Source organism: Pseudomonas sp. I8001, from assembly GCF_013385345.1.
Classification (GTDB): Bacteria; Pseudomonadota; Gammaproteobacteria; order Pseudomonadales; family Pseudomonadaceae; genus Aquipseudomonas.
In genome coordinates this window covers 1-14,887 of sequence record NZ_JACAQC010000037.1, presented here as the reverse complement: position 1 = coordinate 14,887, position 14,887 = coordinate 1, and the positions used below count along the sequence as shown (strand labels likewise).

Genomic DNA, 14,887 nt, shown 5'->3' with positions numbered 1-14,887 from the left:
TACTTCTGGGTTAACGTTGAGTGGGTTCTTTGACAAGCGCCAGGCCCAGCAGGGAAACCAGCCCGCACACAATCAGGTAGAACGCCGGGGCGCTGGGGTTGCCGGTAAGTGAGATCAGCAGCGTGCAGAAGAACTGCGCAAAGCCGCCGAAAATGATGCTGGCCAGGGCGTAGGTCACCGAGAGGCCTGTCGCCCGGACCTGAGCGGGGAAAATTTCCGCAAGCAACACCAGCGAAGGCACGGTATTGCACACCAGCAACGCCGCCAGGGTACTCGCTACAATCACCAGCGCGGGCAAAGTAGGCGAGTGCTGCAACAGCACGAACGCCGGGTAGATCAACAGCAACAAGGCCAGCCGCGACCAGAAAATCATGCGCTTGCGCCCCCAGCGATCACAGGCTCGGCCGGAAGCCACCGCCAGCGCCACTTGCACGGCACCCGCTGCGCAGCCGGTCCAGATCCCGGCAGACAGCGGCAGGTGTAACTGCGCCACGGCAAAATTCGAGAGGTAATGCAGGATTACATAGGAGCCCGAAGTGCCGCCGATGGCGATCAGGATTCCGGCGGCCAACGCACGTTTATGCTCGCCCCAGCTCAAGCGATGGCTGACGTCGTGCTTCACCTGGTCACTTTCCTGCAGGTGCCGGCGCATATACGAGCCCACCGGGATCACCAGCAGCCCGATCACAAATGGCAGACGCCAGCCCCAGGCCATGACTTGTTCCTCGGTCAGGGTGTAGTTCACGCTCAGGCCCACCACTGCACCGAGCAACACGCTCAGGCCTTGGCTGAAGAATTGCCAACTGGTGAAGTAACCTCGTTCGTGGCTGTCGGCTTTTTCCATCAGGTAAGTCGTCGACGCGCCGACCTCGCCGCCAATCGCGAAGCCTTGCAGCAGTCGGGCAAACACGATCAGCAAGGGCGCGGCGATACCTATCTGGCCATAAGTGGGCGTCAGCACAAAAATCAGCGAACCGATGGCCATCAGCCAAAGGGTCAATATCATCGCGGCCTTGCGCCCTACCCGGTCGGCATACTGGCCGAGCAAAATGCTGCCCAACGGGCGCATGAAAAAACCGATGCCATAGGTGGCGAACGCCAGCAGCAGCTGGTTTGAGCCTTCCATGGGAAAGAACTGCTTGCCGATCACCGTGGCGAAAAAGCTGTAGACCGTGAAGTCGTAGAACTCCAGGCCATTGCCGATGGTGACGGCGGCGATGTTGTTTTTCCTGCCGGGCTGGGCCGGTGCCGATGTGCGCACAGACACGGCGGACGCTTCAGTTGAAGTAGTTTCCATGATCGGGTCCGGCCTCAATTGACAGCAGCAGTGTGCTTGAGCATTTTTTCCACCAGCTTGACCCAGTAGGACGCGCCGACCAAAAGGCACTGGTCGTTGAAGTCGAATTTGGGATGGTGACACATGACGTTCTCCGCACTGTCGCCATTGCCGATGATCAGGTAGGAGCCCGGGCATTTCGCCAACATAAAGGCGAAGTCTTCGCTGCCTGTGAGCGGGCGCATATTCTCGATCAGGCCGTCTTCCCCGCACCATTCCAGAGCTGCACTGCGGGCCAGTTCCGTCTCCGCCTCATCATTGACCAGTACCGGGTAACGCCGGTTGTAATGCACGTCTGCGTTGCCGCCGTAACTCTGTGCGATGTGCTGCGCCAGGGTAGTAATGCGGGTTTGCAGCAGGTCGCGAGTGTCGGCTCGCAATGACCGAACGCTGACCAGCAGCTTGGCGGATGCCGGGATCACATTTGCAGCGGAACCTGCATGAATAGAGCCAACGCTGACGATTGCGGTGTCCAGTGGGTCGATATTGCGCGATACCACACTTTGCAGGCACAAGGTCAAAGTAGCCGCGATCACTACCGGATCCACTGTCTTGTGGGGCACTGCTCCATGCCCTCCCACGCCGTTCAGGGTGATCGTCGCCGTGTCGGATGAGGCCATGAACGGCCCGGCGAGAAAGCCCAGCTTGCCCTGGGGGAAGCCCGGCATATTGTGCATGGCGAAGATCGCATCGCACGGAAACAGCTCAAACAAACCCTGTTCGACCATTTCACGGGCGCCGCCCAAGCCTTCTTCCGCCGGCTGGAAGATCACGTTCAGGGTGCCGCTGAAGCGTCGGGTGTTGGCCAAGACTTTGGCCGCTGCCAGCAGTGTGGCGGTGTGACCATCATGGCCGCAGGCGTGCATTTTGCCGGGCTGGGTGCTAGCGTATTCCAGGCCCGTCTCCTCGGCAATCGGCAGCGCGTCCATGTCGGCCCGCAAGCCTATGCGCGCGCCGTCACCGTTGCGCAATTGCCCTACTACGCCGGTGCCGGCCAGGCCGCGATGCACCTCGAAGCCCCATTCCTCAAGTTTATGCGCCACCAGGTCACTGGTTGCAAACTCCTCGAAGCCCAATTCCGGATGAGCGTGGATAGCGCGCCTGATGGCTATCATCTCGTCCTGAATCTGTTCGATCTCTGCCAGAATCTTCATTTTTGTTGTCTCCTCAGACCCGATATGGGCTTGATTCTGACCCGTATTGACAGAATGAAAAGACAACCTTTAGGCTCGATGACAACATTTAGTTGTCATCAGGGGCAGCATGAAAACCAACCAGTTCACCGCTTTGGTGGCGGTCGCCGAAACCGGGAGCATCCGCAGCGCGGCCAAATCCGTCGGCCTGACCCAGGCCGCAATCACCCGCACCTTGCGTGATCTGGAGCAGCAACAAGGGGTGGAATTGCTGGAGCGCACCCACACCGGCGTGCGTTTTACCGAGGCTGGCAAAAGCCTGCTGCACCACGCGCGCCTGATACTCAGCGAGATTGAAAAGGCCAAGGCCGACCTGAACCTGATTCGCAGCGGGCAGGCCGAACGCCTGCGTATTGCCGTCTCGCCGTTTATCAACTTCAGCTTTCTGCCGGAATGCCTGAGCCTCTACCAGCAAGAGTACCCCCACGTATTCCTCGAGGTGTTCGAGGGGCTGCACGGCATTTCGGTGCCGCAGCTTCGGGACGGCTATCTGGATTTCGCGGTGATCCAGGCCAGTAATTTCATTACCGAAAACGAGTTCTCCATCGAACCGCTGTTTTCTTATCAGGCCCATGTGGTGGGGCGTAAAGACCATCCGCTACGGCACTCCAGTTCCATTGATGAACTGAATGCCATGAAGTGGCTGGCGAACTACCCGCCTTCGCTGCACAACACGTTTATCAGCGATCTGAACCGGGAGTTTCGCCTGTCACCCCCGCCCAGTCATGTGGTGAGCGTGCACTCGGCGGGGATTTTGCTGCCGGTGCTGTTGCAGACGGACTCGCTGACTGTATTGCCTGACTTATTGCTCAAATCCGCGTGTTTTGCCGATGCGGTTGCGCCGTTGAGTGCGTTCAAAGGCTCCAAATCAAGGATCCTCGGCGTGGTCAGCCGTCGGGGTAACGTGCGCAGCAAAGCTGCAACTGCCTTCATCGGTGTGTTGAAGCAGGTCATCAAGCAACACGCCAGGAATCCCGGTTCACGGTTCAGCGAGAGGCTGTCGCCGAAGGATTTGTTCTTTTGAGTGACCTCTTAACAAGCGATTAATCCGCCTAAAAATTTCTTAATTCCTCCCCGACATACTCCGCCTCAGCCCTCCCTCTGAGAACACACCTATGTCGCCCATCGAAGCTAAATCGCCGCCCGTGAACGCGTTGACCTCGTTTGTCGGGACACTGTGCCTGGCCAGCCTGTCGCTGCTGCCCGGCATCACCCTCGCGGCGCCAGAAAGCGACAAGGCATTTGGCTGGGGACTGGGCCTGGGGGCCGCCGTGACAAATTCCCCCTACCGCGGCCATGACAACGACAGCCAACTCTTGCCGGCGGTGTCCTATGAAAATCGCTGGATCAGCGTGATGGGCCCTGGTATCGACTTCAAGATTCCCAGCGACAGCGCGCTGTCCTTTCGTTTGCAGGCCCGGTACGGGCTGGGTGAAGGCTATGACGCCTCCGATTCCGAGGACCTGGACGGCATGCGTGACCGTGATCCCGGCATCTGGCTGGGGGGCAAGGCCATCTGGCAGAGCCCGGTCGCGCAGTTTTCCGCGCAATGGGCAGGCGATGCGTCAGGCAACAGTGACGGGCAAATCATCCGGCTGGCCGTCGAGCGACGCTTTACCGCGGGAAGCTTCGACTTCACCCCGCGCCTGGCAGCGGTGCACCTAGATGAAGATTACGTCGCTTACTACTACGGTGTACGCGCCCGCGAAGCCACGGCGACGCGTCGGGCCTACACCGGTGACGCCACCGTCAATATCGAGGCAGGGGTACGCGTTAGTTATCAGCTGGAGGCCAACCAGCACGTCTATCTGGACCTGAGCGCCACACGCCTGGGCAGTGAGATTGAAGACAGCCCGATCGTGGACCGATCCACCCTCGGTTCGGCACGGCTTTGGTACATGTACCGTTTTTGACTGACATGGCCGTCGCGGGCCCTGCCTGCGGCGGCTTTACGGTGCTTGCTCACGCCCACGGAGGCCCCATGAAATCACTCGGGACGCTGTTGTTGTCCTGCATCGCCGGCTGCGCCGAGCTGCCGGCCAGCCCTGTATCGCCGGTGCCGGCGAGTTTTGCCAACTACCGCCAGCAAACCCTCTTGCTGCTTGAACGTGACCGACGCTTCCAGGGCACGGACCATGCCCTGGAACTGGCCTGGAACGCCCCTCGCGAATGGCTGCCTGAACACCCCAACGGCAAGGGGATTCTGCTGGTTCACGGCCTGGGGGACTCACCGGGCTCGTTCATTGATATCGCACCACAACTCGCCGGCCAGGGTTATCGGGTGCGCACGCTGTTGCTGCCCGGGCACGGGACTCAACCCGCCGACATGCTGGGCGTCGATATCACCGACTGGCAACACAGCGTGGCGCGGCAAGTGGCGTTGCTGCGCCAGGACGCCGACGAGGTGTACCTGGGCGGTTTCTCCACCGGGGCCAACCTGGTGCTGGAATACGCCATGGACGACCCGGCCATCGCTGGCCTGCTGCTGTTTTCGCCCGCGTTCAAGGCCCGCCTGCCCTTCGATTGGTTGTTACCGTGGCTGTCCAGGGTCAAGCCCTGGTTGCGCCAGCCCGACGGCCCTGCCCCCCAGCAGACGCCGTTGCGCTACCAGAACGTACCCACCAACGGCTTTGCCCAGTTCTACCTCACCAGTACCGTCGTGCGCAGCAGGCTGGCGATGCAGACCTATGACCGGCCAGTGCTGATCGTCAGCGCCGCCCATGATTCGGTGGTGGATGTGGGGTTTGTGCGGGAGACGTTCAGTCAGCGCTTTCCGAACCCGGCATCCCGGATGATCTGGTATGGCGACCTGGTTGCCGGGCAGCGCCACCCTAGGATGCTGGTGCGCAGTGATCAGTTTCCCGCCGAACACATCAGCCAGTTTTCCCATATGAGTGTGCTGTTCTCGCCGGACAACCCCCAGTACGGTCGACAAGGCAAACAGCCGATGTGTTCCAACGGGCAGAACGCCGACGGCTACCGCCAATGCCTGGCGGGGGCCGCTGTGTGGTATTCCGATTGGGGCTATCGGGAAGCAGGCAAGGTGCATGCCCGCCTCACGTACAACCCTTATTTTGAATGGCAGGCCCAGGTTATGGCGCAGGTGCTGGAGGCGGCACAACCCCAGGAAAATACACGCTGATGGACAATCCCTTGCCGGCCAGGCCGCTGCTGGTGATGAGGCTTGCGTGGTGCCCTTGAACGATATTTTTCACCAGCGACAGGCCGATCCCGCTGCCCTGCCCGCCATTGCCGGGAACGCGGTAAAAGCGCTCGAAGATCGACTCCCTCTCGGCGGCCGCCACCCCCGGCCCGTCATCGGCGACTTGCAGGCAAGGCCCCTGGGGCGATGGGCCACAACTGATTTTTACGTGGTCGCCTGGCGCGGTGTAGCGCAGGGCATTGTCGATCAGGTTGCGCAGCAAAATGCCCATGGCGTCGACATCGCAGTCGATCAGGCACGGTTGGGTCTCCACCAGCAGCGTGCGCTGCGCCTGCGCGGCCTGCACCTCAAATTCATCGGTGACATAGCCGATGAGTTCGCTCAAATCGACCTGGGTGCGATGGGGTTTGTGCACCGCCTCCAGGCTCGCCAGGTCCAGCAATTGCTCAGACAAACGCGAGCTGCGCGCCACCACGGCCAGCAGCTTGTGCAAGGTCGCGTCCTTTTCAGCCAGGGTCGTGGCCCGCAGGGCAATTTGCGCATGGGCCTGCAAGGCCGAGAGCGGCGTGCGTAACTCATGGGCCGCATTGGCGATAAAACGCCGTTCACCTTCCAGTGCCTGGTCGAGTTGGCGCAGCAAGTGATTGAACCCCTCCACCAGCGGGCGCAGCTCGACGGGCAGCGCGCCCACCCACAACGGCGTAAGGTCAAAACGATGCCTGCCCCGCAGGGCATTTTCGATCACCAGTACCGGCCGTAGCGCACGCCGCAACACCTGCCACATCAACAGCCCTACCAGCGCCAGCAGCGATGAGGCGATACATAGCGCCACGAAGGCTTTTCGACGCATGTCCGCGCTGATCACACTGTGCAGGTAGCCGACCTGGACCGTCAGTTGCCGGTTGCTGTCGGAAATTGAATAGACCCGCCACTTGCGCCCATCGATCATCGGGCTCGAAAAGCCGTCCAGGAAACTCCCCTGCAACGCCGTCGACGGAGCGCCCGGCGCACCGGCCAGCAAACGGTCGTGGCGCCCCCACACCTGGTACGTCAACAACCCGGCTTCGGCCAGCCCGGCGCTGCGTAGTTGCGGGCTGGCGTCCTTGCCCGGGAGCTGCTCATTGTTCTGCGGGACAGCCAGCAACAGCTGGGTGGCGATGGCTTGCAGCTTGCTGTCCCAGATGCTGCTGGAGCTGACCTGGGTGTAAATCAGCAATGCCGTCAAGGCCAGCGCCCAGCAGATACCGATGGTCAGGAACAGCACACGCATCATGCGTTGGCGCAGGGATTTCATTGACGGGCCCCGGCGATCATATAGCCCTGGCCATGGACCGTGGTGATCAGCTCATCGCCCAATTTGCGCCGCAATTGGTGGATATACACGGCAATGGTATTGCTCTCGATGTTGCTGGCGTGGCCATAAACCACCGCTTGCAAATGATCACGCGCAAGCACGTGACCGGGGCGCTCCAGCAGCGCGAGCAACGTGCGGTATTCATACGCGCTCAATGCCACCCGCTGGCCGCCTCGTGTGACCACGTGACGGCTGCGGTCCAGCACGATATCCCCCAGGGTCAGCAGTGAGATCACCCGCCCTTCACTGCGCCGGCTCACGGCCCGCAAGCGCGCCCACAGTTCGTCGAGCTGGAACGGCTTGACCAGATAATCATCAGCCCCCGCATCCAGGCCGACGATGCGCGCACTCAGTTGCCCGCTGGCCGTGAGGATCACCACCGGTGTGGGGTCGTGTTGTTTGCGCAGGGCCTTGAGCACGCTCAAACCGGACTCACCCGGCAGGCCCAGGTCAAGCAGGACCGCGTTATAGGTATGTTCGACCAAGGCCAGGCGCGCGTGGGAGGCGTCCTTGACATGGTCAATGTTCCAGCTGTTTTGCCGTGCGCCATCGCAAATGGCTTCGGCCAGCATGGCGTCGTCTTCCACCAACAATAAATACACAGCAGGCCCTCGTGTGCTGCTTGGAATGGGGCAACACAATCCACACATACGGGATGATGAGCAAGGGCCAGAACCATAGACCGATTTTTTTAAGAAAGTATTAAAACGGAGGGAGTTGATCGGTTCACGTGCTGTCGCGCCAATAAAAGCGCCGGCAATTAGTTGTGAAAGTTAATAGAAAACAAAGTACTCGCCGTACTTTTTATAAACCCAACACTAAATAAATTTACATGGGGTATTTATAAAAAATCCGCCGCAGAGCCTGCGGCGGCAAACCAAAGGTTTTTGTCGAAGCAGAGCGGCTAAGACAGGCTCAAAGTTACACCAGCCTGCCGCCTGAAAAAGTGAATATTAATTAATCGAGTTTAAGATCCCTTCACTGGTTCTTTAACACAATTCGGTTAAAAATCGCCCGTCGCACACAGGCCAGCAATGCCCGCCAGGGTGGTGCCCGGCTAAAACTACAAGACGCGAAACCCGGCTTCAACGCCAGCCTTAATAACGCCTGCCGAAAAGTTATATACGCCATAAAAAATAAGGTCGTGCACCTGTGCACGCAACTTTTAGCGATTAATTAATCCGGGGAAGTCATTACCATGGTTAAACAGTGGAACCTATTAGCGCTGGTCATATCTACCAGCCTGAGCCAAGTAGCCTTGGCAGACACAGTAACGGATCAGGCCGCCGCCACGGGGTTTGTCGATGGCAGTAGCCTCACCGGGGTCGCGCGCAACTATTACTTGAACCGTAACCGGGAAGAAGGCCGGGCCGACCAGCGCGACTGGACCCAAGGGGTCATGGCCAATTACATCTCCGGCTTCACTCAGGGCACCATCGGGTTTGGCGTCGACGCCTATGCCTACGGCGGGCTGAAACTCGACTCCCAGCGCAAATACGCGAACACCGGCAACCTGCCCCTTGATCGCAACGGCGACCCTCAGGACGCCTACGGCTCGTTGGGGGGAGCGATAAAGCTGCGGATCTCCAAGACGCAGCTCAAGTACGGTGAAATGCAGCCCACCGCGCCAGTGTTTGCCGTCGGGGGTGTCGGGCTGCTTGACCAGACCGCCACCGGCTTTGACCTGACCAGCAACGAAATTGCCGGCCTGAACCTTGAAGCCGGCCACTTCACCGCGACCAACAGCGGCGATACCACCAACCATGAGCACGATATCTTTGCCACCTACGCCAACGTGGCGACCAAAAGTGCCAGTTTTGTCGGTGGCAAATACACCTTCACCCCGGACTTGAGCGCCACGGTGTATGCCGGCGAGTTGCAGGACGTGTGACGCCAGTACTACACCAACCTCAATTACGTGATGCCGCTGAGCAATGGCCAATCCGTGACCCTGGACGGCAACCTGTACCGCACACTGGATACCGGGAGTGCCAACGCAGGCACGATCAACACCACGGCGTACTCGCTGGCGGCGGCCTATTCGTTCCTGCAGGTCCACACGCTGACGCTGTCGTTCCAGAAGATCGATGGCAACGAGCCGTTCGACTACATCGGCGCGGGTGACAACGGTGCCGCCGCGGCCGGCGACTCGATCCTGCTGGCCAACTCGGTGCAATGGTCCGACTTCAACGGCCCTGGCGAAGCCTCCTGGGCCCTGCGGTACAACTTGAACATGGCGACCTACGGTGTGCCGGGGCTTAGCTTTATGAGCCGCTACATCAACGGTTCCGACATTGACGGCAGCCACACCCCGGCCAACAGTGCCTACCTCGGCGCCTACGGCAACGGCGCCAAGGAGCACGAAACCGACGTGGAAGTGAAGTACGTGGTGCAGAGCGGGCCGGCGAAAAACCTCGCGTTCCGCCTGCGCCAGGCCTACCACACCGGCAGTTCCGAGTCGGGCAGTGGCGGCGACGTCAACGATACGCGCCTGATCGTCAACTACCCGTTCAACATCCTGTAAGCCCTTCCCGGGACGTGCCAGCGACACAGGTCGCTGGCACGCTGAACAGCTATTTGGGTTGGCAGTTCTGCGGGAGGCGTTAAACTGCGCGGCCTCACTCTGCTGCAAAACGAGACCTTCATGGCCAACCACGACCTCGCGTTCACCCCCGACCTCGATCCGGACTCCATCTCTTCCGACGTCATCGGCTTCAACGGCATCCTCGTCTCCACCCAGATCCCCACCCGCGCCGACGGCAGCCTGGAACTGGGCGACATCACCCTGCAAAGCGAATGCACCCTGCAAGCCCTGAAAGTGGCCCTGGAACGCGCCGGCAGCTCGATTGACCGGGTCATGCACCTGACCATCTATCTGACGGACATGGCCGACCGCGCCGCCTTCAACGAAGTCTACAAACGCTATTTCGCCAAGCCCTGGCCGGTGCGCGCAGCGGTTGGCGTAGCCGCCCTGGCGGTGGAAGGCATGCGGGTTGAAGTCACGGCGATGGCCGCCAAGGGTTGATGGGATGCCTGGCGGGCATTTCACAGCTACAATGCCCGCCTCCGTGACAAGCCTGACTAAAAAAACTATGTCCTTGCCCAAGCATCACCTGGAATTGCTCAGCCCTGCGCGCGATGTTGCCATCGCCCGCGAGGCCATCCTGCATGGCGCCGACGCCGTGTACATCGGCGGCCCGAGTTTCGGCGCGCGCCATAACGCCTGCAACGACGTGAGCGATATCGCGCAGTTGGTGGAGTTCGCCCGGCGCTACCACGCGCGGGTGTTCACCACCATCAACACGATCCTGCACGACAACGAGCTGGAGCCGGCGCGCAAGCTGATCCACCAGCTCTACGATGCCGGCGTCGACGCGCTGATCGTCCAGGACCTGGGGGTGATGGAGCTGGATATCCCGCCCATCGAGCTGCACGCCAGCACCCAGACCGACATCCGCACCCTGGGCCGGGCCAAGTTCCTCGACCAGGCCGGTTTTTCGCAGCTGGTGTTGGCCCGTGAGCTGAACCTGCAGGAAATCCGTGCGATTGCCGATGAAACCGATGCCGCCATCGAGTTCTTTATCCACGGTGCGTTGTGCGTGGCCTTCTCCGGCCAGTGCAACATCTCCCACGCCCAGAATGGCCGCAGCGCCAACCGTGGCGATTGCTCCCAGGCCTGCCGCCTGCCCTACACCTTGAAAGATGACCAGGGCCGTGTGGTTGCCTTTGAAAAGCACCTGTTGTCGATGAAAGACAACAACCAGAGCGCCAACCTGCGCGCCCTGGTGGATGCCGGCGTGCGTTCGTTCAAGATCGAAGGCCGCTACAAGGACATGGGTTATGTGAAGAACATCACCGCCTATTACCGCCAGCGCCTGGACGAGATTCTTGAAGACCGCCCGGACCTGGCCCGCGCTTCCAGCGGCCGCACCGCGCATTTCTTCCTGCCGGACCCGGAAAAGACCTTCCATCGTGGCAGCACCGACTACTTCGTCACCGACCGCAAAGTCGACATCGGCGCCTTCGACACCCCAACCTTTACCGGCCTGCCGGTGGGGGTGGTGGAAAAAGCCGGCAAGCGTGACTTGCAAGTGGTCACCCATGAGCCGCTGTCCAATGGCGACGGCCTCAACGTGCTGATCAAGCGTGAAGTGGTGGGTTTCCGCGCGAACATCGCCGAGCCAAAAGGCGAGTTCGAAGAAGACGGCGAGAAGCGCTACCGCTACCGCGTCGAGCCCAATGAGATGCCGGCTGGCCTGCATCAACTGCGGCCGAATCATCCGTTGAACCGCAACCTGGACCATAACTGGCAGCAGGCTTTGCTGAAGACTTCCGCCGAGCGCCGTATTGGTGTGTCCTGGGCGGCTCGCCTGCAGGAAGACCGCCTGGAACTGACCGTCACCAGCGAAGAAGGCATCAGCGCCAGCGTTGCCCTGCCCGGCCCGTTTGGCGTGGCCAACAAGCCGGAACAGGCCCTGGAAACCCTGCGTGACCTGCTGGGCCAACTGGGCACCACCCAGTACCACGCCACTGCGATCGAGCTGGATGCGCCGCAGGCGTTCTTCATCCCGAACTCGCAGCTCAAGGCCCTGCGCCGTGAAGTGATCGAGGCGCTGACCGAGGCGCGTATCCAGGCTCATCCACGGGGCGGCCGCAAGGCGGAAACCACGCCGCCGCCGGTGTATCCGGAATCGCACCTGTCGTTCCTGGCCAACGTCTACAACCAGAAGGCCCGCGACTTCTATCACCGTCACGGTGTGCAACTGATCGATGCGGCGTATGAAGCCCACGAAGAAACCGGCGAAGTGCCGGTGATGATCACCAAGCACTGCCTGCGGTTCTCGTTCAACCTGTGCCCCAAACAGGCCAAGGGTGTGACGGGGGTGAAGACCAAGGTTGCGCCGATGCAGTTGATCCACGGCGACGAAGTACTGACGCTGAAGTTCGACTGCAAGCCTTGCGAGATGCACGTGATCGGCAAGATCAAGGGCCACATCCTCGGCCTGCCGCAACCCGGCAGCGTGGTGGGTTATATCAGCCCGGATGACCTGCTCAAGACCATCCCGCGCGGCGCACATTGAGTCGCGGGTGAGCGTCATGCTACGGCGTGACGTTCACCGCTGTTTTCGAGCGCCACCACCAACCCCGCTGCAATCCCGCCGCCGCCAGCAGAATGGCCGCCACGCCCAGCCATTGCATCCAGCCCAGCCGATGCCCAAAGGCAATCCAGTCGACGAAGATTGCCGCGATCGGGTAGATAAACGACAGCGCGCCGGTGATTGCCGTCGGTAACTTCTGGATCGCGCCATACAGCAATACGTACATCAAGCCGGTATGCACCACGCCCAGCGTCAACAGTGCCGCCCAAGCATCCATCGATGCAGACAGGCTGTGCCACTGCATCAGCGGTGCCAGCAGCAAGGCACCCGTGCTCACCTGAATCAACGCCATCAAATGGGGCGGCACTTCCTTCAGGCGCTTGATGATCAGCGCCGCAATCGCATACAGAAACGCCGCGCCCAGGGCCAATGCCACACCCGCCAGGTAGTCATCCCCAGTGTTTTGCTGACTGCCATGAGCGGTGACAATCGCCAGCATCCCGACGAAAGCCACGCTCAACCAGGCAAGTTTTTGCAAGGTGATTTTCTCCCCCAGGAACACCGCCGCCAGCATCACCAACATAAACGGCTGGACGTTATACACCGCCGTGCTGATGGAGATGGATGCCCTGGCGTAGGACTCGAACAGCAGCAACCAATTCCCCACGATCGCCACGCCGCTGAGCATCGCCAGCCCGAGTTTGCGGTAGTCCAGCAAGTCCAGGCGCAGATAGCCGAGCAGCCAGCACACCACCAGCAACGTCAGCGCGCCGATCACGCAGCGCCAGAACACCACTTCCACCACCGGCACTCCCGACACCAGCACGAACCAGCCGATGGTGCCGGATATGAGCATGGCGGCGACCATTTCCCATGAACCGCGACGTATGGATTTGTCCATGATTGAGCTCCTCAAGTGAGGCTCAATTATGGCAATCTGGCCTATAGCGACTCCATATTCTAAATAAGGCGAACCTTTCATTTCGCCTATTCTTATTAGGCAAACCTGAGCAATCGCTTTCGGAGCGACCATGATTGACAGCATTGACCAGCAACTGATCGCCGCGCTGATGGACGATTCGCGCCTGTCCCTCAAGGCCTTGGCGGGTATCACCGGCCTGTCCTCCCCCAGCGTCGGCGAGCGGTTGCGACGGCTGGAAGAGCGTGGCGTGTTGAAGAACTACACCGTGGACATCGACCCCAAACATTTTGGCTATCTGCTGCAAGCCATCGTGCGCATCCGCCCACTGCCCGGGAAACTGCAGGAGGTGGAGCGCCAGATCCAGGCGATCCCCGAGTTCACCGAATGCGACAAAGTGACCGGCGATGACTGCTTCATCGCACGCCTACATGTGCGCACCATGGACCAACTGGACACCCTGCTTGACCGGCTCAACGCGTACGCCGAAACCAACACGGCCATCGTCAAGAAAACCCCGGTAAAGCGCCGGCTGCCACCGCTGGGTGATTCGTGATTTTGAGTCACTGATGCAGTGACGGGATCGCTATTCTGTCAATCCAGGGCGGTGTTTATGCTTGATCCACACATTGGAACAACAGGCGTAAACACCATGTATGTCATCACCGGAATCACAGGCAAAGTCGGCGGCGCCCTCGCGCGCTTTCTCCTCAACGATCGTCAACCCGTGCGCGCGGTCATTCGCGATGCGGGCAAAGGCGCCGTATGGGCCGCCCTTGGTTGCGAGGTCGCCATCGCCAATATGGACGACGCTGCGGCCCTCACTGAAGCATTCAAGGGTGCCACCGGCGTGTTCATCCTGCCGCCTTCGGATTTCGACCCGGAGCCGGGTTTTCCCGAGGCGCGCAAGGTGATTGCCGCCGTCGCTCAGGCCATTGAAGCTGCGGCCCCGCAGAAAGTTGTTTGCCTGTCGACCATTGGCGCCCAGGCCGAACACCTGAACCTGCTGACCCAACGCACCTTGATGGAACAGGCGCTGAGCGCGTTGAACGTGCCGGTGACCTTTTTGCGTCCGGGCTGGTTTATGGAAAACACCGCCTACGACGTAATCACGGCCCGTGAACACGGAGTGATCCACAGCTTCCTGCAACCGCTGGATAAGACCGTACCGATGATCGCCACCGCCGACGTCGGCCGCCTCGCTGCGCAATTGTTGCAGCAACACTGGAGCGGGCGTCGGGTAGTTGAGCTGGAAGGCCAATGGGTCAGCCCGAACGACATCGCTCGCACGTTGACCGAAGTGCTTGGTCGTGGTGTGACAGCACAGGTGGTGCCTCGCGATGCGTGGGAGCCGATGTTTCGTGAGCAAGGCGCGCAGAATCCAATGCCGCGCATGCGCATGATTGATGGGTTTAACGAAGGTTGGATCTGCTTTGAGCAGGCGGACGTGGTTAAGGGTGAGACCACATTGCTCAAGGTGCTGCGGGAGTTGGCTGCAAAAACCTGATGCCATGCCTGCAAGCCAGCTCAGTGATTGGGTACATATCCGTTATTTGGGTAACGGCGGCGTATGGTTTCGCTCTTACAGCGAGTCACTTTGCAAAAGCGGCAAAGTCCACCAAACGGCATTGCTCCGCGGGCCGCCGCTCCGCAATACCTGCGTTCGGCCTCGGACTTATTGGGGATCAAAAGCAAGAGCACAGCGGCCTCCCGGCCGGCTTGAGTGTTAAAAGCAAAGAAAGCAGAGCGAAAACAGATCTGCTTTTCTGTGGGAGCGGGCTTGCTCGCGAAAAACCTGAGAGCGCCGCGTTCATCCAGAATGC

General features: G+C 60.4%; 13 protein-coding genes and 1 pseudogene. 8 read left to right on the top strand and 6 right to left on the bottom strand.

Features of this window, described 5'->3' with window-relative positions; genetic code table 11:
- Nucleotides 1-10: 10 nt before the first annotated feature.
- Both HX839_RS23525 and HX839_RS23520 read right to left on the bottom strand, forming a co-directional pair.
- Nucleotides 11-1,297 carry an MFS transporter gene (locus HX839_RS23525; RefSeq protein ID WP_023658845.1) on the bottom strand — a complete coding sequence of 429 codons (1,287 nt, stop codon included), beginning with the start codon at nucleotides 1,295-1,297 and terminating at the stop codon, nucleotides 11-13.
- A 14-nt stretch (nucleotides 1,298-1,311) separates the two neighbouring features.
- Nucleotides 1,312-2,490: a M20 aminoacylase family protein gene (locus HX839_RS23520; RefSeq protein ID WP_177067741.1), complete on the bottom strand. Its 1,179-nt coding sequence runs from the start codon at nucleotides 2,488-2,490 to the stop codon at nucleotides 1,312-1,314.
- Nucleotides 2,491-2,599: 109 nt separating this feature from the next.
- Here HX839_RS23520 and HX839_RS23515 point away from each other — a divergent pair, with 109 nt between their 5' ends.
- The 3 genes from HX839_RS23515 (at nucleotide 2,600) to HX839_RS23505 (ending at nucleotide 5,671) form a co-directional block, all read left to right on the top strand.
- A complete protein-coding gene (locus HX839_RS23515) occupies nucleotides 2,600-3,553 on the top strand; it encodes a LysR family transcriptional regulator (protein WP_003217786.1) in 954 nt (317 codons plus the stop codon).
- 91 nt (nucleotides 3,554-3,644) lie between these two features.
- The gene (locus HX839_RS23510; RefSeq protein WP_177067740.1) at nucleotides 3,645-4,442 is read left to right on the top strand and encodes a MipA/OmpV family protein; all 798 of its coding nucleotides are present in this window, start codon (nucleotides 3,645-3,647) and stop codon (nucleotides 4,440-4,442) included.
- 68 nt (nucleotides 4,443-4,510) lie between these two features.
- Nucleotides 4,511-5,671, top strand: a complete 1,161-nt coding sequence (locus HX839_RS23505; RefSeq protein ID WP_023658846.1) for a carboxylesterase — start codon at nucleotides 4,511-4,513, stop codon at nucleotides 5,669-5,671.
- Here HX839_RS23505 and HX839_RS23500 read toward each other — a convergent pair.
- The gene (locus tag HX839_RS23500) at nucleotides 5,622-6,986 is read right to left on the bottom strand and encodes an ATP-binding protein (protein WP_102369093.1); all 1,365 of its coding nucleotides are present in this window, start codon (nucleotides 6,984-6,986) and stop codon (nucleotides 5,622-5,624) included. The two genes, HX839_RS23505 and HX839_RS23500, sit on opposite strands and share 50 nt — an antisense overlap.
- The gene (locus tag HX839_RS23495; RefSeq protein ID WP_003217793.1) at nucleotides 6,983-7,648 is read right to left on the bottom strand and encodes a response regulator transcription factor; all 666 of its coding nucleotides are present in this window, start codon (nucleotides 7,646-7,648) and stop codon (nucleotides 6,983-6,985) included. The genes HX839_RS23500 and HX839_RS23495 overlap by 4 nt, the downstream gene beginning before the upstream one ends.
- 596 nt (nucleotides 7,649-8,244) lie before the next feature.
- On the opposite strand from HX839_RS23495, the pseudogene HX839_RS23490 reads away from it, so the two are divergent.
- The 3 genes and pseudogenes from HX839_RS23490 (at nucleotide 8,245) to HX839_RS23480 (ending at nucleotide 12,127) form a co-directional block, all read left to right on the top strand.
- Nucleotides 8,245-9,570: pseudogene (locus HX839_RS23490) on the top strand (OprD family porin).
- A 120-nt stretch (nucleotides 9,571-9,690) separates the two neighbouring features.
- Nucleotides 9,691-10,071 (top strand): RidA family protein, encoded by a 381-nt coding sequence (locus tag HX839_RS23485; RefSeq protein WP_003217799.1) that lies wholly within the window; start codon nucleotides 9,691-9,693, stop codon nucleotides 10,069-10,071.
- Nucleotides 10,072-10,138: 67 nt separating this feature from the next.
- Entirely contained in the window at nucleotides 10,139-12,127 is a 1,989-nt protein-coding gene (locus HX839_RS23480) for a U32 family peptidase (protein WP_102369094.1), read from the top strand.
- Nucleotides 12,128-12,146: 19 nt separating this feature from the next.
- On the opposite strand, the gene HX839_RS23475 is transcribed toward HX839_RS23480, so the two are convergent.
- Entirely contained in the window at nucleotides 12,147-13,046 is a 900-nt protein-coding gene (locus HX839_RS23475; RefSeq protein WP_177067739.1) for a DMT family transporter, read from the bottom strand.
- A gap of 130 nt (nucleotides 13,047-13,176) precedes the next feature.
- Here HX839_RS23475 and HX839_RS23470 point away from each other — a divergent pair, with 130 nt between their 5' ends.
- Both HX839_RS23470 and HX839_RS23465 read left to right on the top strand, forming a co-directional pair.
- Nucleotides 13,177-13,620, top strand: coding sequence for an Lrp/AsnC family transcriptional regulator (locus HX839_RS23470; protein ID WP_008433323.1), 444 nt, complete (start codon nucleotides 13,177-13,179; stop codon nucleotides 13,618-13,620).
- Nucleotides 13,621-13,716: 96 nt separating this feature from the next.
- Entirely contained in the window at nucleotides 13,717-14,571 is an 855-nt protein-coding gene (locus HX839_RS23465) for an NmrA family NAD(P)-binding protein (RefSeq protein ID WP_003217807.1), read from the top strand.
- Nucleotides 14,572-14,591: 20 nt separating this feature from the next.
- On the opposite strand, the gene HX839_RS31470 is transcribed toward HX839_RS23465, so the two are convergent.
- The coding region (locus HX839_RS31470; RefSeq protein WP_218173669.1) for a hypothetical protein at nucleotides 14,592-14,887 on the bottom strand (296 nt) is incomplete at its 5' end.

Bases quoted from the DNA above. Each gene is read 5' to 3' on its own strand.
- HX839_RS23480 (WP_102369094.1), top strand. From the start codon at position 10,139: ATGTCCTTGCCCAAGCATCACCTGGAATTGCTCAGCCCTGCGCGCGAT.
- HX839_RS23485 (WP_003217799.1), top strand. From the start codon at position 9,691: ATGGCCAACCACGACCTCGCGTTCACCCCCGACCTCGATCCGGACTCC.
- HX839_RS23515 (WP_003217786.1), top strand. From the start codon at position 2,600: ATGAAAACCAACCAGTTCACCGCTTTGGTGGCGGTCGCCGAAACCGGG.
- HX839_RS23525 (WP_023658845.1), bottom strand. From the start codon at position 1,297: ATGGAAACTACTTCAACTGAAGCGTCCGCCGTGTCTGTGCGCACATCG.
- HX839_RS23500 (WP_102369093.1), bottom strand. From the start codon at position 6,986: ATGAAATCCCTGCGCCAACGCATGATGCGTGTGCTGTTCCTGACCATC.
- HX839_RS23465 (WP_003217807.1), top strand. From the start codon at position 13,717: ATGTATGTCATCACCGGAATCACAGGCAAAGTCGGCGGCGCCCTCGCG.
- HX839_RS23475 (WP_177067739.1), bottom strand. From the start codon at position 13,046: ATGGACAAATCCATACGTCGCGGTTCATGGGAAATGGTCGCCGCCATG.
- HX839_RS23510 (WP_177067740.1), top strand. From the start codon at position 3,645: ATGTCGCCCATCGAAGCTAAATCGCCGCCCGTGAACGCGTTGACCTCG.
- HX839_RS23470 (WP_008433323.1), top strand. From the start codon at position 13,177: ATGATTGACAGCATTGACCAGCAACTGATCGCCGCGCTGATGGACGAT.
- HX839_RS23505 (WP_023658846.1), top strand. From the start codon at position 4,511: ATGAAATCACTCGGGACGCTGTTGTTGTCCTGCATCGCCGGCTGCGCC.
- HX839_RS23520 (WP_177067741.1), bottom strand. From the start codon at position 2,490: ATGAAGATTCTGGCAGAGATCGAACAGATTCAGGACGAGATGATAGCC.